At 73.3% G+C, this 23,583-nt stretch carries 15 protein-coding genes and 7 pseudogenes; 10 read left to right on the top strand and 12 right to left on the bottom strand.

Going from position 1 to position 23,583, the window contains the following annotated elements; translation table 11 throughout:
* Nucleotides 1–57: 57 nt before the first annotated feature.
* The 4 genes and pseudogenes from fabI to FF86_RS10480 all read right to left on the bottom strand — a co-directional run bounded on the left by fabI (nucleotide 58) and on the right by FF86_RS10480 (nucleotide 2,695).
* A complete protein-coding gene (fabI, locus tag FF86_RS10470; RefSeq protein ID WP_044884692.1) occupies nucleotides 58–831 on the bottom strand; it encodes an enoyl-ACP reductase FabI in 774 nt (257 codons plus the stop codon).
* Between the two features lie 178 nt (nucleotides 832–1,009).
* A pseudogene (locus FF86_RS45410) lies at nucleotides 1,010–1,331 on the bottom strand (cation:proton antiporter); the annotation flags it as partial.
* A gap of 1 nt (nucleotide 1,332) precedes the next feature.
* Nucleotides 1,333–2,191 (bottom strand): annotated as a pseudogene (locus FF86_RS10475) (cation:proton antiporter); the annotation flags it as partial.
* A 21-nt stretch (nucleotides 2,192–2,212) separates the two neighbouring features.
* Nucleotides 2,213–2,695, bottom strand: coding sequence for a cation:proton antiporter regulatory subunit (locus FF86_RS10480; RefSeq protein WP_044884694.1), 483 nt, complete (start codon nucleotides 2,693–2,695; stop codon nucleotides 2,213–2,215).
* Nucleotides 2,696–3,054: 359 nt separating this feature from the next.
* On the opposite strand from FF86_RS10480, the gene FF86_RS10485 reads away from it, so the two are divergent.
* The coding region (locus tag FF86_RS10485) for a PGPGW domain-containing protein (RefSeq protein ID WP_242418521.1) at nucleotides 3,055–3,471 on the top strand (417 nt) is incomplete at its 3' end.
* 76 nt (nucleotides 3,472–3,547) lie between these two features.
* Here FF86_RS10485 and FF86_RS10490 read toward each other — a convergent pair.
* On the bottom strand, nucleotides 3,548–3,946 hold the full coding sequence (locus FF86_RS10490; RefSeq protein ID WP_055408008.1) for a hypothetical protein: 399 nt from the start codon (nucleotides 3,944–3,946) through the stop codon (nucleotides 3,548–3,550).
* A gap of 373 nt (nucleotides 3,947–4,319) precedes the next feature.
* Between FF86_RS10490 and FF86_RS45415 the strand changes: the two genes are divergently transcribed.
* The 7 genes and pseudogenes from FF86_RS45415 to FF86_RS10515 form a co-directional block, all read left to right on the top strand.
* A partial coding sequence (locus FF86_RS45415) for a trehalase-like domain-containing protein (RefSeq protein WP_255355753.1) occupies nucleotides 4,320–4,986 on the top strand: 667 nt, incomplete at its 3' end.
* Nucleotide 4,987: 1 nt separating this feature from the next.
* Nucleotides 4,988–5,079: pseudogene (locus tag FF86_RS62145) on the top strand (hypothetical protein); the annotation flags it as partial.
* A gap of 1 nt (nucleotide 5,080) precedes the next feature.
* Nucleotides 5,081–6,206, top strand: a pseudogene (locus tag FF86_RS45425) (glycoside hydrolase family 15 protein); the annotation flags it as partial.
* Between the two features lie 214 nt (nucleotides 6,207–6,420).
* Nucleotides 6,421–7,704 (top strand): L-2-hydroxyglutarate oxidase, encoded by a 1,284-nt coding sequence (gene lhgO / locus FF86_RS10500; RefSeq protein ID WP_044884698.1) that lies wholly within the window; start codon nucleotides 6,421–6,423, stop codon nucleotides 7,702–7,704.
* A gap of 68 nt (nucleotides 7,705–7,772) precedes the next feature.
* A complete protein-coding gene (locus FF86_RS10505; RefSeq protein WP_052681029.1) occupies nucleotides 7,773–8,942 on the top strand; it encodes an aminotransferase class V-fold PLP-dependent enzyme in 1,170 nt (389 codons plus the stop codon).
* 103 nt (nucleotides 8,943–9,045) lie between these two features.
* Entirely contained in the window at nucleotides 9,046–10,194 is a 1,149-nt protein-coding gene (locus FF86_RS10510; protein ID WP_044884700.1) for a DUF5685 family protein, read from the top strand.
* 213 nt (nucleotides 10,195–10,407) lie between these two features.
* On the top strand, nucleotides 10,408–11,088 hold the full coding sequence (locus FF86_RS10515) for a response regulator transcription factor (protein ID WP_044884701.1): 681 nt from the start codon (nucleotides 10,408–10,410) through the stop codon (nucleotides 11,086–11,088).
* A gap of 416 nt (nucleotides 11,089–11,504) precedes the next feature.
* Here the strand turns inward: FF86_RS10515 and FF86_RS10520 are convergent, their stop codons facing one another.
* The 3 genes and pseudogenes from FF86_RS10520 to FF86_RS45430 all read right to left on the bottom strand — a co-directional run.
* Entirely contained in the window at nucleotides 11,505–12,320 is an 816-nt protein-coding gene (locus FF86_RS10520) for a hypothetical protein (protein WP_052681030.1), read from the bottom strand.
* Nucleotides 12,321–16,142: 3,822 nt separating this feature from the next.
* The coding region (gene pyk, locus FF86_RS10530) for a pyruvate kinase (RefSeq protein ID WP_242418522.1) at nucleotides 16,143–17,375 on the bottom strand (1,233 nt) is incomplete at its 5' end.
* 1 nt (nucleotide 17,376) lies between these two features.
* Nucleotides 17,377–17,558: pseudogene (locus FF86_RS45430) on the bottom strand (pyruvate kinase); the annotation flags it as partial.
* Between the two features lie 271 nt (nucleotides 17,559–17,829).
* On the opposite strand from FF86_RS45430, the gene FF86_RS10535 reads away from it, so the two are divergent.
* On the top strand, nucleotides 17,830–18,009 hold the full coding sequence (locus FF86_RS10535; protein ID WP_044884704.1) for a hypothetical protein: 180 nt from the start codon (nucleotides 17,830–17,832) through the stop codon (nucleotides 18,007–18,009).
* Between the two features lie 122 nt (nucleotides 18,010–18,131).
* Here the strand turns inward: FF86_RS10535 and FF86_RS45435 are convergent.
* The 4 genes and pseudogenes from FF86_RS45435 to FF86_RS10550 all read right to left on the bottom strand — a co-directional run.
* Nucleotides 18,132–18,740 (bottom strand): annotated as a pseudogene (locus FF86_RS45435) (ABC transporter ATP-binding protein); the annotation flags it as partial.
* A 1-nt stretch (nucleotide 18,741) separates the two neighbouring features.
* A pseudogene (locus tag FF86_RS10540) lies at nucleotides 18,742–20,015 on the bottom strand (ABC transporter transmembrane domain-containing protein); the annotation flags it as partial.
* Between the two features lie 226 nt (nucleotides 20,016–20,241).
* Complete coding sequence (locus tag FF86_RS10545) at nucleotides 20,242–21,090, bottom strand: enoyl-CoA hydratase/isomerase family protein (protein WP_044884706.1); 849 nt, start codon at nucleotides 21,088–21,090, stop codon at nucleotides 20,242–20,244.
* Nucleotides 21,091–21,092: 2 nt separating this feature from the next.
* Nucleotides 21,093–21,311 carry a helix-turn-helix domain-containing protein gene (locus tag FF86_RS10550; RefSeq protein WP_009399485.1) on the bottom strand — a complete coding sequence of 73 codons (219 nt, stop codon included), beginning with the start codon at nucleotides 21,309–21,311 and terminating at the stop codon, nucleotides 21,093–21,095.
* Between the two features lie 638 nt (nucleotides 21,312–21,949).
* Between FF86_RS10550 and FF86_RS10555 the strand changes: the two genes are divergently transcribed.
* A complete protein-coding gene (locus FF86_RS10555) occupies nucleotides 21,950–23,536 on the top strand; it encodes a hypothetical protein (RefSeq protein ID WP_044884707.1) in 1,587 nt (528 codons plus the stop codon).
* Nucleotides 23,537–23,583 lie beyond the last annotated feature (47 nt).

Genomic DNA, 23,583 nt, shown 5'->3' on the forward strand with positions numbered 1-23,583 from the left:
CCCACCACGGCCCGGCGCGGCCCGGCGCGGGCGGCCGCGCGTCAGACGCCGACCGCGTCAGACGCCGACCGCGTGGACGCCGCCGTCGACGTGGACGATCTCGCCGGTGGTCGCCGGGAACCAGTCCGACAGCAGCGCCACGCACGCCTGGGCCGCGGGTGTCGTGTCGTGGACGCTCCAGCCCAGTGGCGCCCGACCGTCCCAGACATCCTCGAACTGGCTGAAACCCGGGATGCTCTTGGCTGCCATCGTGCGCAGCGGGCCGGCCGCCACCAGGTTCACCCGGACGCCGCGCGGGCCGAGGTCGCGGGCGAGGTAACGGGCCGTGGACGCCAGGCCCGCCTTGGCGACGCCCATCCAGTCGTAGGACGGCCAGGCGACGGAGGCGTCGAAGTCGAGGCCCACCACCGACGCCCGGTCCCCGAACAGGGGCAGGGCCGCCCGGGTCAGGGAGGCCAGCGACCAGGTCGACACCTGCAGGGCAGTGCCGACCTCGGACCAGGCGGCCTCGACGAACGGTTTGCCGCCGAGGACCGACTCGGGGGCGAAACCGATCGCGTGCAGCACCCCGTCCAGACCGTCGACGTGTTCGAGCACCCGCCCGGCGAGACCGGCCAACTGCTCCTCGTCGGTGACGTCCAGCTCGACGACCGGCGCCTCGCTGGGCAGGCGCTTGGCAATGCGCCGCGTCAGCGACAGGCCACGTCCGAATCCGGAGAGAACCACCTGCGCGCCCTGTTCCTGCGCGATACGGGCAACGCTGAACGCGATCGATGCTTCCGTGAGAACACCGGTGACGAGAACGCGCTTACCTTCGAGAAGTCCGCTCATGGGCCGCATCCTGCCAAACATGGCCGCCCGAGTGGGCACACCCGGGCCCGGAAGTCTGCCCCCGTTCCGGTTGGACGACGCCGCGGCCGGCGCACGGCACACGGAGGGCCCCACCCGATATCGAGGGAACGTGGACCAACCGTTGCGGGCTCGTCGATGCGGCGCCGCGGTCCGGTGATCAGGAGCGGCCCAGCCGACGGCGGGTGGTGCGGGTCACCGGCTCGACGAAGCGGGCGGCCAGCGGGCCGATAATCGCCATGAGCAGCACATAGCAGGCGGCGAGGGGCCCCAGTTTCGGTTCGATGCCGGCCGCCACGGCGAGGCCGGCGATCACGATCGAGAACTCGCCGCGCGCGACGAGGGCCGCGCCCGCCCGGAACCGACCCATCGTCCCGATCCCGGCGGAGCGGGCCGCCCACCACCCCGTCATGACCTTTGTCACGACGCCGGCAAGCGCCAGCAGCGACCCGGCAAGCAGCGCCGGGGGAATGTCGGCGGGGNCCGTCTGCATGCCGAAGAAGACGAAGAAGACGGCCGCGAACAGATCCCGCAGCGGCCGGAGCACCTCCTGCGCCCCCTCGGCCACGGGACCGGACAGAGCGATGCCGACGAGAAACGCGCCGACGGCGGAGGACACCTGCATCCGCTGGGCGAGGCCGGCCACGAGCAGCGCCAGCCCCAGCGCCCGCAGCAGCAGGACCTCGTCGTCGCGGTCCGCCGACGGGTTGAACACCAGACGGGTCACCTTGTCGCTGTGCCGCAGCGCGACATAGAGGACGGCGACGAGCAGGCCGAGGGCGATCGCCACCGTCAGCGACCCACGGGCGAAGCTGTGGTGGGCCAGCAGCGCGGTCAGGATCGGCAGGTACACGGCCATCGCCAGGTCCTCGAGCACGAGGACGGACAGCACGACCGGCGTCTCCCGGTTACCGAGCCGACCGAGGTCGCCGAGGACCTTCGCGATGATCCCGGACGAGGAGATCGCCGTCACCCCGCCGAGGACCACCGCCGCCGTCGGACCCCAGCCCAGCACGAACGCCGCCACGACGCCCGGGGTGGCGTTCAGGACGAGGTCGAAGACCCCGGCGCGGGCCTGTTTACGCAGGCCGGACAGCAGCTCGCCGGCGGTGTACTCCAGCCCGAGGGTGAGCAGCAGCAGGACGACGCCGATCTCGGCGCCGACGCTGATGAACTCCTCACTGGCGCCGAGCGGCAGCAGCCCGCCGTGACCGAACGCCAGGCCACCGACGAGATAGAGCGGGATGGGGGAGATTCCGACGCGCAGCGCCAGATGTCCGAGGATGCCGAGGGAGAACAGAACTCCCCCGAGCTCGAGGAAGGTCGTCGCGGTGGAATGCACTCGATCCGGCCAACCCGCTCGTCAGCCGGAGTGGAGCAACGCGGCGACGGACGCCGTGTTCTCCGGGGTCCCGACGACGACCACGATGTCCCCGGCCTCGAACCGGAAGTCCGGCCGGGGGGAGGCGTGGACGATCTGGTCACGGACGACGGCGACGATGGAGGCGCCGGTGCGGGTGCGGGCCTGGGTGTCGCCCAGCGGGCGGCCCGCGAAGGGCGAATCGGGCAGGATCGCGATCTGCTCGCCGACCAGCCCGGCGAACGCGCTGCTGATGTCGGCCAGCTTCTCGACGATGTGCGGCGCACCCAGCAGCTCCGAGAGCGCGTCGCTCTCCTCCGCCGTGAGCGGGATGGAGTCCCGGGAGGAGTCGGGATCGTCGGGATCGTAGATGACAAGATCACGCCGCCCGTAATGATGGGACACGACCCCCAGCCGACGGCCACTGCGCGTCTGGAAGTCATGCCGCAACCCGATGCCGGGGAGCGCGGTCTCCTCGATCTCCACAACAACCCTTTCCGCGCCTTGTTGACCCGCTCGTCCGCAGGAAGCTCCTGGTGAGCCGCCTTTGCCACCCTAACCAACGATCCGGGGACGCTCCTGGTTCGCGCCGCGGGCGGGAACGCGGCTCAGCTCACGGAGCCGGACTCGGCGATTCGGGCCACGATTGTGGTGCGCGGCGCGTTGCAACGGGGTAGCGACGACGAGGTCGATGACGCCCGAACGGCATCCGCCCGGACGCCACGGCCGGAACCGGCGCCAGGAACCACCGCCACCAGCAACCACCATGGACCCGTGGGGACCGGCGCGCATCCCGTCCCACCCGCCCCACCCCGTCCCACCCCGTACAGGGAGAGTCGCCGCCTGTGCTGACCCAAAGCGCCCGACTGCTGCGCAGGATCGCCCTCACCGTGCTGGGGATCGTGGTCCTCGGCGTCGGCATCGCGATGCTCGTCCTGCCCGGTCCGGGCTTCCTCGTCGTCGCCCTCGGGTTCTTCGTCCTGAGCCTGGAGTACGAGTGGGCGCGCAGCCGCTTCGAGCGGGCCCGGCGCAAGGCCGCCGACCTCGCCGACCAGGCGGCCGCCAACCGGTTCTCGTCGGCGTTCACGATCCTGTTCGGGCTCGGCATGATCGCCGCGGGCATCGTGTGGATCGTCGTCGACACCCTGCCCGCCTCGTCGCCCTGGAGCGGCGGGAGCCTGATCTTCAGCGGGCTCGTCGTGCTGGCGACGATGATCGTCAGCCTCTGGCAGGCCAAGCAGGCGCGGGACGCCGGTCTACCCNCCCCCGCCGAACTCCTCGAGCAGCACGACCAGGAGCAGCGGGATCAGGAGGAGGAGTGGGCGGCCACCGAGCCCGTCACTGGCCCTGGGTCTCCTGGCTGATGCCGACCACGCCCGGCTGGTCGTGCACGCACTTGTACACCGCCGCACGGTCGGCCGTCGACGCCTTCGCGACGTCGTAGCGCAGCGGATACGCCCTGCTGACGGCGAGGTTGTTGCGGTCCTTCGGTTCCTGGATCGCGCGCCCCACCGAGGGACACGCGGCGCGCACGGCCTCCTTCTGCGCCGCCGTCGCCTCCGGGGTGAAGTAGACCACGGCCTCCTGCTTGGGGGGTGGCCCGCTCAGCGTCGCGTAGATCCCGAACACGATCAGACCGACGGCCGCAAGGGTGATCGCCACCACCGCCGTGCGGCGCCGGGGATCGACCAGATACCGCGCGGCGCGGGTGGCGGCGGTGGGCGGCGAAGAGGCCACGTCGTGAGTCCTGTCACATCGGGGAAGGAATTCTGGTCCGGATTACGGGTGGACCACCACGAAGTCCGGACCCCCAAACTAGCCGGCCGGCGCAGTCCGTAAGGTGAACGCCTTTGTGAGGCTCGGCGACCTCCGCCACGTGTGACCGCCTCCTCTGTCCGGCCCATCTGCCGGGCGGGGGGCGCGAGCCCGCCCCGGGCGCGCGCATCGGCACACCGTCGACCGGCGGCGCCCGCCCACGATCGGGTCCAACGACGGGCCACCCGCGATGGGCCACATCCGATGACGCCGGCAACGGCGTTCATCCCACATCCGGCGATCATCACCGTCCGATGATCGCGACCAGCGAAACCATGGGAGCGAGGAACAGGTCGTGCCATCCCTGATCGAGGACTACGCGCTGATCGGCGACACCCACTCCGCGGCACTCGTGGCGCGCACGGGCTCGATCGACTGGCTGTGCCTGCCCCGGTTCGACTCACCGTCCTGCTTCGCCGCGTTGCTCGGTGACGCCGACGACGGGCACTGGCAGATCGCCCCGGTCGAGCCGGTCCTCGGCGTCAGCCGCCGCTACCGCGGCGACACCCTGGTACTGGAGACGGACATGACCACCGCCTCCGGCACCGTGCGCATCGTCGACGCGATGTTTCCCCACGCCGGCACCCACACGGTGCTGCGCCTCGTCGAGTGTCTCGAGGGCGCCGTCCACATGCGCTCGGAGACCCGGTTCCGGTTCGACTACGGCTCGATCGTGCCGTGGGTGCGCCGCGTCGACGAGCACACCATGTCCGCCGTCGCCGGTCCCGACGCCGTCACCCTGCGCACCACCGCCCCGATGGAGGGGCACGACATGGCCACCTACGCCGACTTCCACGTCGCGGCCGGCCAGTCGGTGCCCTTCTCGCTGACCTGGACGCCGTCGCACCAGACGCCACCGCCGGTCCACGACGTCCGCCGCATGATCACCCTCACCGAGGCGTGGTGGTCGGACTGGATGGCCGGCTGCACCTACGACGGCCAGTGGCAGCCCGCCGTGCGCCNCTCGCTGATCACCCTCAAGGCCCTGACCTACGCCCCGACCGGCGGCATCGTCGCGGCCGTCACCACCTCCCTGCCGGAGCACATCGGCGGGGNGCGCAACTGGGACTACCGGTACTGCTGGCTGCGCGACGCGACCATCACCCTGCTCGCCCTGCTCGACGCCGGGTTCACCAGCGAGGCGACCGCCTGGCGGGAATGGCTGCTGCGCGCGGTCGCGGGCGACCCGTCCCGGGTGCAGATCATGTACGGCGTCGGGGGGGAACGCCGACTGCCCGAGTACGAGGTGCCCTGGCTCGCCGGCTACGAGAACTCCTCCCCCGTCCGGGTCGGCAACGCCGCCGTCGACCAGTTCCAGCTCGACGTCTACGGCGAGGTCCTCGACGCCCTGCACGTCGCGCGGGTCGCGGTCGCCAACCGGCGGCCGTCCGTGCCCGGACTCGTCCTGCCCGGCGGGCAGGCGCTCGCCGACCACCACGGCGACGACTCCTGGCCGCTGCAGACCAAGCTGATGGACTTCCTGGAGACCGGCTGGCGCAAGACCGACGAGGGCATCTGGGAGGTCCGCGGGCCACGCCGGCACTTCGTCCACTCGAAGGTGATGGCCTGGGTCGCGGCCGACCGGGCCGTGCGCGGCATCGTCGAGTCCGGACTGCCCGGCCCCGTGGAACGCTGGTCCGCGCTGCGCGACGAGATCCACACCGAGGTCTGCGCGCGGGGCTTCGACTCCGACCGCAACACCTTCACCCAGTTCTACGGCTCCCGCGAGCTCGACGCGGCGCTGCTGTACATGCCGCTGGTCGGCTTCCTGCCGGCGACCGATCCCCGGGTCGTCGGCACGGTCGCGTCGATCGAACGGGAACTGATGGAGGACGGCTTCGTCCTGCGTTACCCGACCGCCGAGGACGGCGCGGTCGACGGGCTGCCCGCCGGCGAGGGCGCCTTCCTCGCCTGCACCTTCTGGCTCGCCGACAACTACGCGCTGTCCGGACGGGTGCACGAGGCCCAGGAGCTGTTCGAACGCCTGCTGTCACTGCGCAACGACGTCGGCCTGCTCGCCGAGGAGTACGACCCCCGGCTCGGGCGGATGACCGGCAACTTCCCGCAGGCGTTCAGCCACGTGCCGCTGGTCAACACGGCGCGCACGCTCACCGACGCGCTGCGCGGGGTGCCCCGCTCGCGCACCGACCGCGCGCACCCGCCGGGCCACTTCTTCGGCTGAGCCGCCCGGCGGCGGCACGGCGGTGGGGTGGTGGCACGGCGGTGGGGTGGTGGCACGGCGGTGGGGTGGTCCTGCGGGTCGTGCCGCCCCGGGTTCGCCGCACGGCCGCCGGCCGGACTACCAGTTCGTCACACAGCGTGCATGCCGATACTTGTTCCGTACTGTCGGCGTGGCGGAGGACTCCAGCCGATCGACGAGGAGCAGGGGGCGGGGCGTGGCAGGTCGGATCGCGGTGATCGGCGGCGGCATTCTCGGACTGGCGGTGGCCCGGCGTCTTGGCCAGGTCGAACCGGGAGCGACGGTGACCGTGTTCGAGAAGGAGCCCGACGTCGCCCGGCACCAGACCGGACGCAACAGCGGCGTCGTCCACGCCGGCCTCTACTACGTCCCGGGCTCGCTGAAGGCCACCCTGTGCCGGCGCGGCGTCGGCCTGCTGCGCGAGTTCTGCGACACCCACGACCTCCGCTACGACGAGTGCGGCAAGGTCGTCGTCGCGGTCGACGACAGCGAACTGGAGCGGTTGGCCGCGATCGAGAAGCGCGCGGAGGCCAACGGAGTCCCCCGGACCCGCATGCTCGACGCCGCCGAGCTGCGGACGATCGAACCGCATGCCCGGGGGGTCGCCGCCCTGCACTCCCCCACCACCGCGATCGTCGACTATCCCGGGGTCGCGCAGGCGCTCCGCAAGGAGATCATCGCCGCGGGCGGCACGGTGCGCACCGGGGCCGAGGTGATCGGCGTCGACGAGCGGCCGGACGGGGTGCACCTGCGCCTGACCGTCGCCGGCTCCGCCAGCGCCCGACCCAACGGCAATCACGAGGTGGCCGCCCAGGACGGCGGGCGGGTCTCGGTCGTCTCCGAGCGCGTCGGTCCGTTCGATCTGCTGATCGCCTGCGCGGGGCTGCAGTCCGACCTGGTGGCGACCTTCACCGGCGAGGACCCGTCCCCGCAGATCGTTCCCTTCCGAGGTGACTACTGGCTGCTGCGCCCGCAGCGGCGGGACCTCGTCCGCGGGCTCATCTATCCGGTGCCGGATCCGCGCTACCCCTTCCTCGGCATCCACCTCACCAAGCGGATCGACGGGGAGGTCCTGGTCGGGCCCAACGCGGTGCTCGCCACCGCCCGCGAGGGCTACACGGTCGGCACCGTCCAGGGCAGCGATCTGCGTCGGACCCTCACCTGGCCGGGCTTCCACAAGATGGCCAGGACGCACTGGAAGACCGGCGCGAAGGAGATCCTGCACACCGTCAGCAAGCGGGCATTCGTCGCGGAGGCCCGGCGCTACGTGCCCGAACTGCGGACCACGGACGTGGTACGCGGTCCGGCAGGGGTGCGGGCCCAGGCCGTGGCCCGGGACGGCAGCCTCGTCGACGACTTCGTCCTGTCGCACACCGGTCGGGTCGTCCACGTGCGCAACGCCCCGTCGCCGGGGGCGACCGCCTCGCTCGCGATCGCGGAGCACATCGTCAGCAAGGTCGTGCCCGAGCGGGCGAGCTGATGTCGGCCACTCACCGGGCAGGAACCGAGCTGTCCCGACGTTGGCGTGCCGCGCGACCGGCCTCAGCGGTGACTCACCTGGACTCGGCCGCCGCCGCCCGGCCCAGCCAGGCGACTCTCGACGCTCAGATCGCCCACCTGCGGCGTGAAGGCGAACGCGGCGCGTACGTCGCCGAGATGGAGGTCGGCGAGGTCCTGCACTCCGCGCGGGCGGCACTCGCCGACCTCCTGGGGCCCGGGCTCGGCCCCGACGAGGTCGCCTTTCACCATTCGGCCAGCACCGCCTTCGCCGCACTGCTCACCGCCTGGCCGCTGCCCCCGAGAGGCAGAGTCGGGATTCTCCCGAGCGAGTACGGCTCCAACACGCTCGTGCTCGAGGCCCGAGCGCGACAGGCTCCACTCGAGCTGATCAATCTGCCCGTCGACCCGCAGGGCGTGATCGACCTCGACGCCCTCGACAGGGTGGGAATGCCCACCCCCGGGGCGGCCCGTCCGCTCGGGCTCGACGAGCTGGATCTCGTCGTCCTGCCGCATGTCCCCAGCCAACGCGGCATCGTGCAGCCGGCCGTCGAGATCGGCCGGCGCTGCGCCGCCGCCGGGGTGCCGCTCATCCTCGACGTCGCCCAGTCGCTCGGCCAGCTCGATGTCTCGCACGTCCACGCCAGCGCCTACGTGGGAACGTCACGCAAATGGCTGTGCGGCCCGCGGGGCACCGGCTTCCTCGCCGTGCGGGGGGACCTGGCCGAGCGCATCAGCGTCGCGGTTCCGAGTCTTTACAGCATGGGTCGGGGCGAGGACGGCCGGCCGATTCCCCTGCCCGGCCTGGCCCGGCTGGGCATCGGTGAAGCCTCGATAGCGTCCCGGGTCGGTCTCGCCCACGCGCTTTCCGAGCTGCTCGCCAGCGATCCCCCGCTCGTGTTCGCCCGCATCGTGTACCTCGCCTCCTATGGGCGACGCGTCCTGGACGGTGCCGGCGCATGGCGGGTGCGCGAGCAGCCGGACTCGCCGACCGGCATCGTCACGCTGGAACCACCACCCGGCGTGGACCCGGTGGCCGTCCGCGATCGTCTCTACCGGCAGGAGGCGATCCTCACCAGCGCCATCCCGGTCCAGCGAAGCCGCGATCTCGAGGGACCGGTGCTGCGGGTGAGCGCCCACGTGTACAACGATCCGGTCGAGTTCGATCGGCTCGCGGCGGCACTCAGCCGTGATCCTGGAAACTCCCCGTCGCACGCCTGAGACGGACGTGATCCCGCCCCGGCGGTTGCACTGTCGCAAGCCAGACAGGGCGACGTGGCCCGCGTGCACGTACCGCCACCCGCCCTTCTGAGAAGGTGCGACCATGTTCGGAGTGGTTCGCCCCTGCCGGCGGCAGTTGTCCGAGGACCTGCACGCGGCGTGGATGTCGCATCTCTGCGGGCTGTGCCTGACCCTCCGCGACCATCACGGCCAGTGGGCCCGGGTCGCCACGAACGTGGACGCGGTTGTCGTGTCGGTGCTCGTCGCCGCGCAGGCCGGCGCGCCGGCAGAGCGCCGCAGGGCCGGGCCGTGTCCGTTCCGCGCGATGCGCCGGATCGAGGTGCCAGCCTCCACCGAGGCGGGCCCGCGGCTGGCGGCCGCGGTGTCCCTTGCCGCCGGCGCGACCGCCGTAGGCGACCACGTTGCGGACGGCGACGGTCTCCTGCGCCGCCGCCCCGCGGCCGCGATCGCGCAGCGGGTGGCCAGCCGGGCCGTCGCAGCCGCCGAGCGCACCGGCTCCGGGGTCGGACTCGGTGTCGCCCTGCTGGAACACGCGGCGGTGGAGCAACGCGCCCGTGAGGGCGCCAGCGGCCGGGGCAGGGCGGCGCTGTTGGACGCGCTGGCTCCGACCGAAGGCGCGGTGTCCGCCGTCCTCGCGCACACCGCCGTCGTGGCCGGGTGCGACGACAACCGCGCGCCCCTCGCGGCGGTGGGGCGACACTTCGGCCGCGTCGTTCATCTGCTCGACGCCGTCACCGATCAGGCCGACGACGCCCGGTCGGGATCGTGGAACCCGCTGACGGCGACGGGAACCAGCCCGACCGAGGCCCGCCGCCTGTGCGAGGACAGCCGGCGGGACCTGGGGCATGCGTTGGCCGAGGTTCGGTTCACCGACACGGTCGATGCCCGGCTCGCCCGTCTCCTCTTCGGCTTCGGGCTCGACCACGCCGTCGACCGGGCCTTCGCGGCCACCGGACCGTCACCTGGGCCGGGCCGCCCCGGCCAGCGGCCGGACGGTCGTCCCGACGGCCGGCCGCCACACCGCCGGCGGACGGGCTCGGCCTGCCTGGTCGCCGCCGGCATGTTCCTGACCTGCCAGATGTGCGGCGAATACACGTCGCCGCTGGACGGGCGGCGAAAGGAGGGTCTGTGCAGCCGGTGCGGCGACCTCGACTGCGACTGCTGTGACTGCTGTGGGTCCTGCGGCGAGTGCGCGGAGTGCGACTGCGGCGGATGCGACTGCGGCTGCTGAGCGAGTCCGATGTTTCGGCCTCGTTGCGCAAAGCGGAACCTGGTCGTGACATCGGGTGGGGATCTGCTGAAATGGTGGACGTCGCGCGAGCGGAGTCCCCGACGCTCCTCGCGGCCGGGGACGCCCCCACGTCCCCACTGGCGGGCACCGACGCCCGTACGGCCGTGTCGAGGTCTGTCATGGCCGCAAGTCCGGGAGAACGACTGGACCACCATGAACGCAGAGGACGACACGACGGTTTCCGACATCATCACGGTTGCGGCGGTCGACGATCATCCGATCGTGCTGCGCGGTCTCGCGGACCTGCTGCACGACGTCAAGGACTTCGACCTGATCGACACGGCCTGTTCGCTCGACGCACTGCTCGCGGGGCCCGGGCGACACGCACAGGTGGTCCTGCTCGATCTCGACCTGGGCGACGGCACCGAGCCCCCGGACAACCTCCGGCGGCTGCTCTCCGACGAACGGGCCGTGGTGGTGTTCAGTGCCGCGGCGGCGCCGGCCACCGTCCGGGACGCGATGCGCGCCGGCGCCTCGGGCTTCGTTCCGAAGACCGACGACGTCGAGGACCTGGCAACCGCGATCCGGGCGGCCGCCGCCGGCACCGGATGGATCTCGCCACAGCTTGCCTTCCTGCTCCTCACCGACGACTCTCCCGACAAGCCGGACCTGTCCCCGAAGGAGATCGAGGCGCTGCGCCTGTATGCGACGGGGATGCCGCTGAAGACCGTGGCACGCAAGATGAACGTCTCCCCGGAGACCGCCAAGCAGTACATCGATCGGGTCCGCCAGAAGTACCGACGGGTCGGCCGAGACGCGGCGACAAAGGTCGACCTGTTCAAGCGGGCGATCGAGGATGGTCATCTCGACCGCCGCGCCGAGGGGATGGCCTGACNGAGGCGTCGGACCACTGGAACCAGCCGATCGTGGGGCGGCGCCCGCCCGCCGCGCCGAGCCCGACAAGGCTTCGATCGGTTTGAAAAGGTGCAGTGGGCGCCGACACCCCCATGTCAGCGCCCACCACCCCGGCGCGCACGAATCCCCGTATGCTGCGCGCGCCCTCGCGCCACCCCCCGCGTGGCGTGAGGGCGCGCGATCCGGTCAAGTGCGGAACATCTCCGGCACGTCCCCCGACCGAGCCTCGCTGCTCCCCCCGTGTGCCCTTGACCTCTGTCAGAGTGCCTGATGTCGTGGTTGCCGTCATGACCCCAAATCGACCGAACCGGGCGTCCCCCTGTTGGGGGTCACCCGCCCCACGATCGGGCCACCGCCAGCCCTGACATCAGGCCGGACGGGACGCCGGTCGCCGATCAGCGCCGCGGCTCGTCGCCGCCGGCCGCAGGCCGATGCGCGAAGCGCGCAGCCAGGCCGACCAGAAGAACAACGAAACCACAACAGGCAATCACCCACAAGCCGGGGCCGACCGTGATCGCCGTGCGCAGCCCGCTGTTGACGAACGGACCTCCCCGGTAAAGCTGGACGAGGTCGACCGCGGCGGCCAGCAAGATCATCAGCCCCGCCATGGTGGCGAGCAGGCGCCCCCACTCCCTGCGTCCGGCGGCGAGGAGAAGGCCCGCGACCACGGCGAGGATGCCGAGCAGCACCGTCAACCGCCCGTGCTGGTCGGGATCGGTTCCCCGCACGGTGAACTCTACGAACCCGTAGGCCCGCACCGTCGCCCACCGCATCCCCGACGCGATGATCACGGCGACGCCGGCGCAGACGGCCAGCGGGCCGGGTAGCCAGGCGCAGTGGGACGCGAACCGGTGCGACCACGAGCGCTCGGCCGAAGCCGCCGTCCGCGCCGACGCAGACGCAGACGTCGACACAGCGGGCGCCGAGGGCAGGTCCCACGGATGTGCGCGGGACGCTGTGGGGGATGACCACCCGTCCGGCGCGGCGCCGCCAGCCGCCGCGCCGACCTGCGGCGCCGCCAGGGAGACCGGGCCGGATCCCGCCAGGGACCAGGCAGGATCAGCCGTCGCCGCGGCCCGTGCCCGCCACGCCCGCAGCTCCGCGGCGACAATGGCCTCACGGTCGTCATCCCCGGGTGGGCGTGGGCCGGCCGCGGGTGGTGGCGTCCCGCCGTCCCCCGCGTCGCCCCGGGTGCCGCCCCCGGCGGCCACAGGTGAACCACCGCCCCCCGGGCGGGCCCACGGACTCTGCTGTTGACCGGTCACCCACGCCACCACCGTCCGACACCCCGGGAGGGGCCTGACGACCGCCCCNCACGGTCGTATCACGCGCGGAAGCCGCCCGCATGGTCGCGAGACAGAACCACCCAAACCGGGNGGATTACCGCCGGGCACCGCCTCCGGTCGGTGCCGAGCGCCGCTGCAGCAGTACGGCGCCGATCAGGGCGAGGATGNCGGACCCGAGCGTGAACATGATCCCGTTCTGCGGATGGATGGAGATCACGTCTGCCGAGATGGCCCGAAAGGACGCGAGTGTCGGCGGTCCGTAGGCCCGATCGAGCCCGGCAATCACCACGATCAGGATGGCGACCACGCGGGCGACCAGGACATCTGCGGCTCCACCGCCGATCGGCCGGCGCGCGAGCCGCGCCGCACCCAGAGCCCCCAGGATGACGGCCAGGACGAGGACAAGCCGGCCGTCCCCGACGACGAGGCCGTTGAAGGTGCGAGTCTCGTCCGCGCTGGACATCTCGCTCCAGGGCAGGACGCTGCCGATGACGCAGCCCACCGCGCCGACGATCATGGCCAGCGCGGCCGCCGGTCGGGTCCGGCCCGGCGCCGTCGCGGACCCGGTCACGGGCTCGCCAGGCCGGGGCACCTCGTGCTCCGGCACCACGCCCGGCTCAGCCGCCGAGTCGTGATCGCGTAGGCGGGACGGCGCGACGGAGCCGGCGCGGCCGCCCTCGAACGCTGCAGACGCCTCGGACGCTGCAGACGCCTCGGACGCTGCAGACACCTTGGAGGCGTCCGGCTCCGGGTGCTGCCCCGGGTCCGTGAGACGCCAGCCGTCGTCGGTCGCCGCGAACCGCTTCGCGGCCGCGCCGTGATCATCACTCCCGCGATCTCGACGCAGTCCGACGCGCATGGTCGGCGGGTCGAGCGCCGAGTGTGCGGTCGGCAGCCGGGCCGTGCCGGCGCCGGCACGGCTCCCGGCGGCGTTTCCGGCTGCCGGTTCAGTCGCGTCGCCGATGCCGGGGGCGGGTGCGCGTTGTGGATCCGCAGTGCCCGGGCGACCGGGCCGGACGACATCCGGGGCGCCGGCGCGGGCCGAGGCCTCCCGGGCGGGCGGCCGTGCCACGGGCAGCTCACCCCCGCGTTCGTCCCCGCGCCTCGGCAGCGGATCGGGGACCCTGGGAGCGGCCGGGGTCTGCTCGGGCCCGCGGCCTCGGGACAGCCCGTCCGTCCGGCCGGCCGACTGGCGATCTGCGACGTCGCGTTCCCCGGACGGCCGGTTCGTCCCCGCGTCGGCGGACCGGACGGGCGATCGTGGCGCCTCGCGCTCGAACCACGTGGGCCGAGGTGCGGCGTCCGCCGGTGCGGAGGCGGACTGAGGCGGCGATGGCGGGGCCGCGGCGGGCGAAGCGACATCGGTCCTCGCCGGCGGCACGGGCGATGCGGGCGGCGTTGGCGGCCCGGGCGCGACGACGTTCGACCGCCCCTGGTCTCCCCCCACGGCGGCGGCAGGCGGCGGCTGCGCGGCAGGCGGCGGCGGCGCGGCGGCGCGGGGCGGGTCCGCCTGCTGGCCGGCGGCCGGTCGGATCTGCGGCGTCCACGGCTGCTGATCGGGGGGACGCGGCAGCTGGTGTCGGCCCGGCGCGGGTGCTGGGCCGAGCCCCGGTCGGCCAGTTCGAGAGCCGGCCTGGGGGGCCGGCGGGGCCGACGCCCGCGTCTGCGCGGCGGATCCCGGCGACGCGCCCGGAGCGGACCGGCCGGGCGCGGGGGGTGGCGCAGAGAGGTCCCGGTCGACGCGCGGTGACTTCGGGGCCCGGTCGCCGGCGCCCTGCGGCCGCGGAGCAGCGCCGGCCGCGGCAGGCGACCCGTCCGGCGCGCCGTTGTCGGCCGAGCCAGCCTGACCCGCGGCCGCCGACCGCGCCCGAGATCCGTCACCCGCGCTTCCTGCCGGTTCGACCGCACCGTTTCCCGCTGGTCTGGCCGCGCCGCCCGCATCGGTCCGGCCAGTACGGGTCGCCGACCCCGGCGACGATGCTCTGCCGGGAGCCCCGGACGACGCGGGTGCCTCGGCCGACCCGGCCGAGGCACCGGACGCGCCCGACGACGCCCCAGCCGCCCGGGACGGGCGCGCCGGTGCGCGGGATCCGGCGCCCTCGTCCTCGCGCCCGCCGCCGAAGGCACCCCCAGCGCCAACACCTCCAGCGTCACCGGAAGCACCACCACCGCCGACAGCACCACCACCGCCGACAGCACCAGCACCCCCGGCGGAACCAGCACCCCCGGCGGCGCCGACGCCACCGGCAGCGCCCTGTCGCCCACCGTCGGCGCCACGCCCGCCAGCCCCACCGTCCGCGTCCCCGCTCGGCGGGACCGGTGACCGCCCGGGCCACGGCCCGGCCGCGGGCGCCACCCGGGCGGTGGGCTGCCCGGAGGCCGGACGCGGCGCGCCGGGCCGGGCGGCCGGCCGCTCACTGGCAGATCCGCCCCGTGGCGTGCCGGCGGCGCTTGGACGTGCGCCGGCGTTCCCCGCCGGCTGCCCCTTGGCATCCGGCGGGAGCCCGGCCCGGCCCTGGCCGGGGGGGCCGGCGGGGCCGGCGGGCGCACCGGCCGCCGGCCGACCCCCGCGTGCGACGGGGTCGGGTGTCTCGCGGACGGGGCCTCCGCCCGGTCCGCGGTTGTCGCGAACGGAGGACGAATCCTGCCGCGTCGGCGGGGCGCCGGTGGGCTGGGACCGGCCTGGGGCGAGCGGCGGACGGATCGGGCTACGGTCACCCTCGGCTGAACGCGCGGCCGCCCCCGGAGGACGGGACGCGCCGGGCCCGCCACCGGCGCCGGACCGGCCGCCAGGAGACCCGGCCGAACCCGACGACCCGGCCGAACCCGATGACCCCGACGGCCCAGGCGAGGCCCCCGAACCAGACCGTCCGGGCGAAGCGCCGGTCGAGGAGGCGCTCGCCGCGATCGCGTTGTCCGGCGGAAGGGGCAAGCCGCCGGCGACGGAGGCGCGGGCGCCGGCGGGCGAGGCAGGACGAGCGGCTGGTCCGGAGACGGCTCGGCCCGCGGGCGCGGCACGTGGCGGGGTACGGGAAGCCGGGGAAGCCGGGACGCCGGCGCCCGGGTGGTCGGCGGCCGCGGCGGGCCGCGACTGGCCGGCGGACGAAGACTGGCCGGCGGGGCGGGACTGCGGCCCGTGGCCGGGCGGGCCGGGGTCGGCCGTCGGCGTGCCCGCTGGTGCCTGATCGTCCGGCCCGCTCCCCTGCTCGACCATGCAACCACTCCCTGACCATGCGCCCTTGCCCGACAGGCTGCCGCCCGATCCGATCCGGACCCGCGTCGCGGGATCCGCCGCGATCCCGGTCGGCGGGTTGGGACGCGGCCGGCATCATCATGACAGCCGCCAGGCGTCCGTCGGACGGGCACGGCGAATCGCTGCACGGCGGGGTCGTCGCCCGCAACCGAGGCGACAGGTGCCCGCGCGGGACTCCATCCCATTACGCGTGGGAGGTCCAAGGATCGCGAACGCGTCCCCGACTCCGTCGCCGTGGCGGCGGGGCGACGGGGCGGGCGCGGACGCCGGGCCCGCCATCGCATCCGAGCGAGGGAGGTGCGGTGGTCCGGGGGTCGGCGTCCGCTCGAGGTGGCGGGGCGCCCGACCGTCGGTCGGCGCGGGTGGGGCCCCGCGGCAACCGCCCGCCGGTCAGGCGTCAGGTCAGGTCAGGTCAGGGAAGACACGTGAAGTCGGGTGGAGAACGACGACGCGACGACGCGACGTCGCATCGTCACGACTGCACGGTGCGGCCGTCAGACCGCCTCGCCGATGCGGTGGACCCGCATCATGTTGGTCATGCCGGCCACGCCGGGTGGGGTTCCGGCGACGACGACCACGAGCTCACCGGGCCGGCAGCGGCCGATCTGGAGCAGGGCGGAGTCGACCTGGCGGACCATCTCGTCGGTGCTCTCCGCGAACGGCACGAGGAAGGTTTCCACGCCCCAGAACAGTGCCATCTGGTTGCGCACGGCGGGGATCGGGGTGAAGGCCAGCACCGGGACCTCGCTGCGGTACCGGGCCAGGCGCCGGGCCGTGTCGCCGCTGAGGGTGTGGGCGACCAGGTAGCGGGCGCCGACGGCGTGCCCGACGGAGGCGGCCGCCTGGGCGATCGCCCCACCGAGGGTCCGTGGCTCGGTGCGCAGCGGCGGGATCCGTCCGAGGTCGGCCTCGGCGGTCTCGATGATCCGCGCCATGGTGGACACCGACTCGATCGGGTAGGCCCCGACGCTCGTCTCCGCGGAGAGCATGATCGCGTCGGCCCCGTCGAGGACCGCGTTCGCGCAGTCGCTGGCCTCGGCGCGGGTCGGCCGCGGCGCGCTGACCATGGACTCGAGTACCTGGGTGGCGACGATCACGGGCTTCGCCCGCTCCCGGGCCTGGCTGACGGCCCGCTTCTGCACCAGCGGCACGTCCTCGAGGGGCAGCTCGACGCCGAGGTCGCCACGGGCGATCATCAGACCGTCGAACGCCTCGATGATGCCGTCGAGGGCGGCGACCGCCTGCGGCTTCTCGATCTTGGCGTGGACCGGGACCCGGGTGCCGACCTCGTCCATGATCGTGTGCACGGCCTTGGCGTCGGCGGCGCTGCGCACGAAGGACAGCGCGATCATGTCGACCCCGAGTTCGAGGGCGTAGCGCAGGTCGTCGGCGTCCTTCTCGCTCAGCGCCGGCACGGTGAGCGCGGCCCCGGGGATGTTCATCCCCTTGTGGTCGCTGACCGGGCCACCGATGACGACTGTGGTGTGGACGTCGGTGTCGGTGACGCCGTCGATCTGCAGGACGAGGCGGCCGTCGTCGACCAGGATGCGGTCGCCGGCCGAGACGTCGGCGGGCAGACCGGAGTACGTGGTGCCGACCTGGTGCTGGTCTCCGGGCACGTCCCGGATGGTGACGGTGAAGCGCTGGCCCGGCAGCAGGGTGACGCCGCCGTCGGCGAAGGTGCCGAGGCGGATCTTCGGGCCCTGCAGGTCGGCGAGGATGCCGACNCTGCGCTCGGCAGCCTCGGCCGCCTCCCGCACCCGGGCGTAGGTGACGGCGTGCTGTTCGTGTGTTCCGTGGGAGAAGTTTAGGCGGGCAATGTCCATTCCGGCGTCGACGAGGGCCCGGACCTTCTCTGGCGAGCTGGTGGCCGGGCCGAGGGTACAAACAATCTTGGCTCTACGTGGCACAGACAAAGCCTAAGTACTGATCGTCGGTCATTGCACACGGGGGCCGCCGAGAGACGCGCGTCGCGCTCCCGGCAGTAGTCAGATCAGGTCGATCAGGTACATGCTGCGCGTGGTCGCCCGGCGGCGTACCGTCCGTCTCGTCCCCCGCGCCACCCCCGTCCGTCGGCGCGCGTGATACGGGAAAGACGGCAAGGGTGCCGACGTTCCTGGGAGCCGCTCCACCCGGACGCGGAAGTCGGTATGACACGGTCGAGCACCCCCGGAGTCGGACATGAATCGAAATCCCGCTATTCACCGTCAGCCGTCCGGTGACATCGACATCGCCGTGGTCGAGATCACCACCGCACCCGAACCCGGCCCCGCCGCCGCGGATCCGCGTCCCGGGCCGGCGCCCGCGCAGTCCGCCGCGCTCGCCGCAGCACCGCCACGTTCGGTGGAACCCGGTACCTGACCGAACGGGTTACCCCGGCGCCTCCCCCGAACGGCGGTGCCCGCGTCTGCGGCGCGGCCGGGTCCCGGGTCGGCTCAGGCGGGGACCGCGGCCGCGGGGTCGACGGTGGGCTCCGTGGACCNCGCGGGCTCTGTGGACTCCGTGGCGGGGCGGAACTGGGTCCGGTACAGCTCGGCGTACAGGCCGCCACGCGCCAGCAACTCGTCGTGGGTGCCGCTCTGCACGATGCGGCCGCCGTCGACGACGAGGATGCGGTCGGCCTCCCGCACGGTGGACAGCCGGTGCGCGATCACCAGCGAGGTACGGCCGGCCAGCGCCGCGCTCAGCGCCTGTTGCACCGCGGCCTCGGACTCGCTGTCGAGATGCGCGGTCGCCTCGTCCAGTACGACGATGCCCGGCGCGCGCAGCAGCAGCCGGGCGATCGCCAGCCGCTGCTTCTCCCCGCCGGACAGCCGGTGCCCGCGGTCGCCGACGACGGTGTCCAGCCCGTCCGGCAGCGTGCGCACCAGCTCCCCGATCCGGGCGGCGTCCAGCGCGGACCACATCTGCTCGTCGGTGGCGTCCGGCCGAGCGAAGGTCAGGTTGGCCCGCACCGTGTCGTGAAACAGGTGGGCGTCCTGAGTGACCACACCGACCGCGGAGCGCAGCGACTGCAGGCTCAGGTCGCGCACGTCGTGCCCACCGACCCGGACCACGCCGGACCGGGCGTCGTACATCCGTGGGATCAGTTGNCTGATCGTCGTCTTCCCGGCACCGGACGGTCCGACCAGTGCGATCATCTGACCGGGATCCGCCCGGAACGTGATGTCGTGCAGCACCGGCGCGGGGATCCTGGTGTCGAGGACCGCGACGGACTCCAGTGAGGCCAGGGAAACCTCGTCCGCGGCGGGGTATCGGAATCCGACGTGATCGAACTCGACGGCCGCCGCGCCCGCCGGCAGATCGACGGCATCAGGCCGGTCGACGATCGCCGGTTCGAGGTCGAGAACCTCGAAGACGCGCTCGAACGACACGAGTGCGGTCATGACGTCGACGTGCACGTTCGACAACTGGGTGAGCGGCCCGTAGAGCCGGCCGAGATACGCGGTGAGCGCAACCAGAGTGCCGACCTCGAGATCTCCCCGGGCCGCGAGACGGCCGCCGACGCCGTAGACGATCGCGGTCGCCAGCGATGCGACGAGGCTGAGCGAGACGAAGAATATTCGGCCGTACATGGCCTGGGTGACCCCGATGTCTCGTACCCGCCGGGCCCGGCCGCGGAAGTTGACCTCCTCACGTTCCGGGGACCCGTAGAGCTGGGCCAGCATCGCGCCCGACACGTTAAATCGCTCGGTCATGGTGTTGTTCATGTCCGCGTTCAGCCCGTACCGTTCCCGGGTCAGCCGGGCGAGCCGGGGCGCGAACGCGCGAGCGGGAAAGATGAAAACCGGAAGTAACACCAGTGACACAACAGTGATCTGCCAGGACAGTACGAGCATCGCGGCAAGCACGAACCCGGCCGAGAGCACATTCGACAGCACTGAGGACAACGTGTTGGTGAACGCCGACTGCGCGCCGAGCACGTCGTTGTTCAACCGACTGATGAGCGCCCCGGTCTGGGTGCGGGTGAAGAACGCCAGCGGTTGGCGTTGCACGTGCCGGAAGATCTGGCTGCGCATCTCGTAGATCAGGCCTTCGCCGATACGGGCTGAGAACCAGCGCTGGGCGAGGGACAGGCCGGCGTCGAGGAGGGCCAGCGCGGCGACGACCGCCGCCAGTACCTCGACGTAGCCCACCCGGTGACGCCCGATCCCGCCGTCAATGATCTCCTTGAGGATCAGCGGGACGACCGCGCCGAGCGCGGCGCTCACCACGATGAGGAGGAGAAACCAGACCAGATGGCCACGCCAGGGCCGCGCGAAGGCCGCGATGCGGCGCAGCGTCCCCGGCCGCAGCGAGGTCCTCGCCGCCGTGCGGTCGCGGGTGACGGATCGCATGAAAGCCCCACTGTCCGAACCCGGTCTCATCACGCCTCCTACTTCCACTGCTTGCACTGTAAGCAAGTAAGCACACGTGGTTCGCGGTAATTCCCGCCGACCGGTGGCGGGCTCGGACGGTGGCGGGCTCGGACGGTGGTGATCGCGTGGCGGGCCCGCGACCAGGGCGGCCTCGGTCGAATCGGTCGCGGTCAGGGCGGCCTCGGACCGCGCCAGTCGGGGCGCGGGCCGCGATCGGGCGCCGTCCCCGGGCGGATCAGCCCGCGGCGATGCCCCGCGAGGCGTCCAGCAGGTCGAAAAGCGTACGCGCCCACGCCTCACCCTCGGCGTCGGGAAGATCGCGATGGTCGGCAGCGGCCCCGGCCCGCGTCGGGACCACGGATCGGCCGACCGGTCGGGCGCCGCGCAGAAGCGCCTTGACCTCGACGGTGACGGCACGGGATGCGGCGAGCAGGCCCGCGACCACCGTGTCGACCTCGTCGTCCAGGCGCGGGCGGGGTACCAGCCGCTGGGCCAGCCCGAGACGGGCCGCCTCCGCCGCACCAAGCGGCTGCCCCCCGGCCAGGCACAGGTCGAGGGCACGAGACCAGCCGATGAGGTCGGCCAGCCGGGTCAGCGCACCCGCCGCGGGCAGCAGGCCGCCGCGCGCCCAGACGGGGCGCAGCCCCGCGTCGACGGCGAAGATCCGTAGGTCGCAGGCGACCACGAGGGCGGTGCCCACGTCCTCGGTGACCTCCGCCACCGCGGCGATGCTGATGAGGTCGGCTCGCATGGTCAGCCGGTCGAGTGCCTCCCGCCAGACCCGGTACCCCTCGATCAGAGAGGCCGGATCCACTCGCGCGGGCGACGAGGGGAATGGTGCGTTCCTGGCGCCGCCCGGCGGACACGCCGCGGTGTCCGCGGCCGGCGGAACCTGATCGCCCACGCGGAGGACGGCGACCCGGACGTCGCCGCCCATGCGCCGCTGGGCGTCATCAAGGGCGGAGCCGAGACCCTCCAGGGATCCGGGATCACCGGATCCGGACAGCCGGATGGTCGCGACAGGTCCGACGACCTCCACCCGCAGTCCGGCCGCCGCCGATTCGGCGGCGGCCGGCACCGCCATGATCAGGCGCTCTTCTTCTTGGTGCCCCGGGTCGCACCGCCACGGCCGCGCAGGGTCGTGCCGGACTCCGACAGGATCCGGTGGACGAAACCGTACGAACGGCCAGAGGACTCGGCGAGCAGACGGATGCTCTGCCCACCTTCGTACTTCTTCCGAAGTTCGGCAGCGAGCTTGTCCCGCTCGGCGCCGGTGATCCGGGTTCCTTTCCTAAGCTCGGCCAACGTGGCCCCCTCCGTGTTCGATGATCTGCGAACCGATCTTCACTCAGCTCGAGTGAACGCGCCACTCGAAGCAGATGTGATCCATCACACGCGGCGCGCCGGTGCGTGACCGTGCCCTCGCGCTTCCATCTCCACGCCGACGCCAGCGCCGACATGGCCCGGGTCGCACCCGCCCNCACGCACGCCGGGCGTCCACGGCCGACCATGCACGGTGACCAGTGTCCCCAATCCCCTACGCACGGCCTAACAACGGCAACGGCGCGTCGCCGCGAACATCGTCACCAGCATGATCGGCGATCTTCCCTCAACGCAATACCGCAGGTACAACCAACAGTCGATCACTGTACAGAGCCCGCCGACGGACCGCGAACGCCGCAGATCAAACCGACTGATTACTCACACCCGGCACCGGCCCGTGCAGGGCCGTGGCCGGCGGGAAGACCACCGCCGCACGGTGCGTGCCCGCCCCCCGTGGCGCCGGTCCGGCCTGGGCTCGCGCACCCGGAACCCGCGCGCCGATCGGCCCTGGACCTCAGCCGGCAGGAGACTCGTTACCGTGCAGGGGTGGCCCGTGAAGTGATGATCGCCGGTTCGGCGCCGGGTACGTCCCGGGACGCGACGGCCGGCGGGGCGAGGCCGTGAGCGTCACCGGCAGCGCGTCGGAGCGGGCGGGCGTCCCGACGGCCGCGCGGGGATCGGCGGATCGGCGGGCCGGCGCGCCCACGGCGGCGCTCGGGCCGGCGGTGCGCGCGGAGCTCGCCGAGGCCGGGATCTGGCTGGCCCTGGTCGCCTTTGGGCTCGCCGGCACCGCCCTGCTGGCAAGCACCGACGTCGATCTCGGCCTGACGCGCCCCCCGTGGCACGACGGCTGGGAGCCGCGGCTGGACCCGCTCGTCGTGGTCCCGCTCGCGGTCGCCGCGGTCGTGATCGCGCTCACGGCCTGGTGGGCCTCGACGATCCGGCCGCCGGCCCAGCCCGGCGACACAACCCCGACCGCCGACGTCGTTCCGGGGGCCGCCACCGCCCCGGACACAGCGCCATCGGCCGCCTCGACCGCGCCGACCGACAGCTCCACCACCACCACCACCCACACAGCGCCACCGACCACCCCGGCCGCGCGGTCGGTGGTGTTCCGGTTGCCCTGGAGCGTTCTGCTGCTGCTGGGCTATCTCGGTTCGTTGGCATGGAGCCTCGCACTCGCCCTGGTCGCCCCCGGGGATCTCACCGCCGGCCTGCGGGCACCGGCGGACCTGCTCGCGGCGGCCGGCGCGGTCGGCGACGACCCGCTCGGCCTGCTCGCCGCCTACACGACGACGACGCCACACGCGGCCGCCGGCGCAGTCGCCGTGCTGCCGGCGCACCCGCCGGGTCCGGTGCTCGCCACCTGGCTGCTCACCCGGGCGGGGCTGCACGGCGCCGTGGCGATCGGCGTCCTGTTCACCGCGCTCGGCGCGCTGACCGTTCCGGTGGTGTGCGTCGCCATGCGCTCGCTGTGCCACGAGACCGCGGCCCGCCGGCTGGTTCCCGTCCTCGTCCTGGCGCCGTGGAGCGGCTGGCTGGCAGCCTCTCCGGACGCCGTCACCGCCACGCTTGCCGCGCTGGCGGTCGCCGTCGGCGTGGTCGGCTGCGAACCAGAGCGCCGGTCGGTCTGGTGGGCGCTGGCGAGCGGGCTGCTGCTGGGCCTGGCGGCGCTGTTCGGCTATGCCCCGGTGTGGTTGGGGGTGGCGGTCGCGGCCGCCTACTTCGTGCGGCGCCGGCCGCTGCTCAACGTCATCACCGGGCTCGGCGCGCTGCTGCCGCTGTGGCTGTTCTACGCCTGGGGCTTCTCCTGGCCGGACGGGCTGGCCCTGGCCAGCGCGCCGCGACCGTCGGCGGGAGCCGCGCTGGCCTGGATCTTCCTGGACCTGACCGTCCTGGTTCTCGCCACCGGTCCCGTCGCCGTCCGGGCCGCGCGCCGGCTGCGGCTGACGCCGGGCTGGCCGTTCCTGGTCGGTGCCACCGCCACCGTGCTGTTCGCGGTGGCCCTGGGCCTCGCCGAGGGCGGGGTGGAACGGAGCTGGCTGCCGGTGTTCCCCTGGCTGCTGGTCGCGGCGGTGGCACCCCGGCCCCGACCAGCCCGGCCGGGCGACCGGTTGCAGGCCGGCAGCCTGCCCGTCATCCTCGTGTCACTGACTGCGATCGGAGCCCTCGCCCTGCGGCTCTGCCTCGGCGGCCCCCCGGCCTGACCCGCCCCGGAGAAGGCCCGGAACCGCTCCGAACGAGGCGCGTCGGC

Source organism: Frankia sp. CpI1-P (genome assembly GCF_001421075.1).
Taxonomy (GTDB): domain Bacteria; phylum Actinomycetota; class Actinomycetes; order Frankiales; family Frankiaceae; genus Frankia; species Frankia torreyi.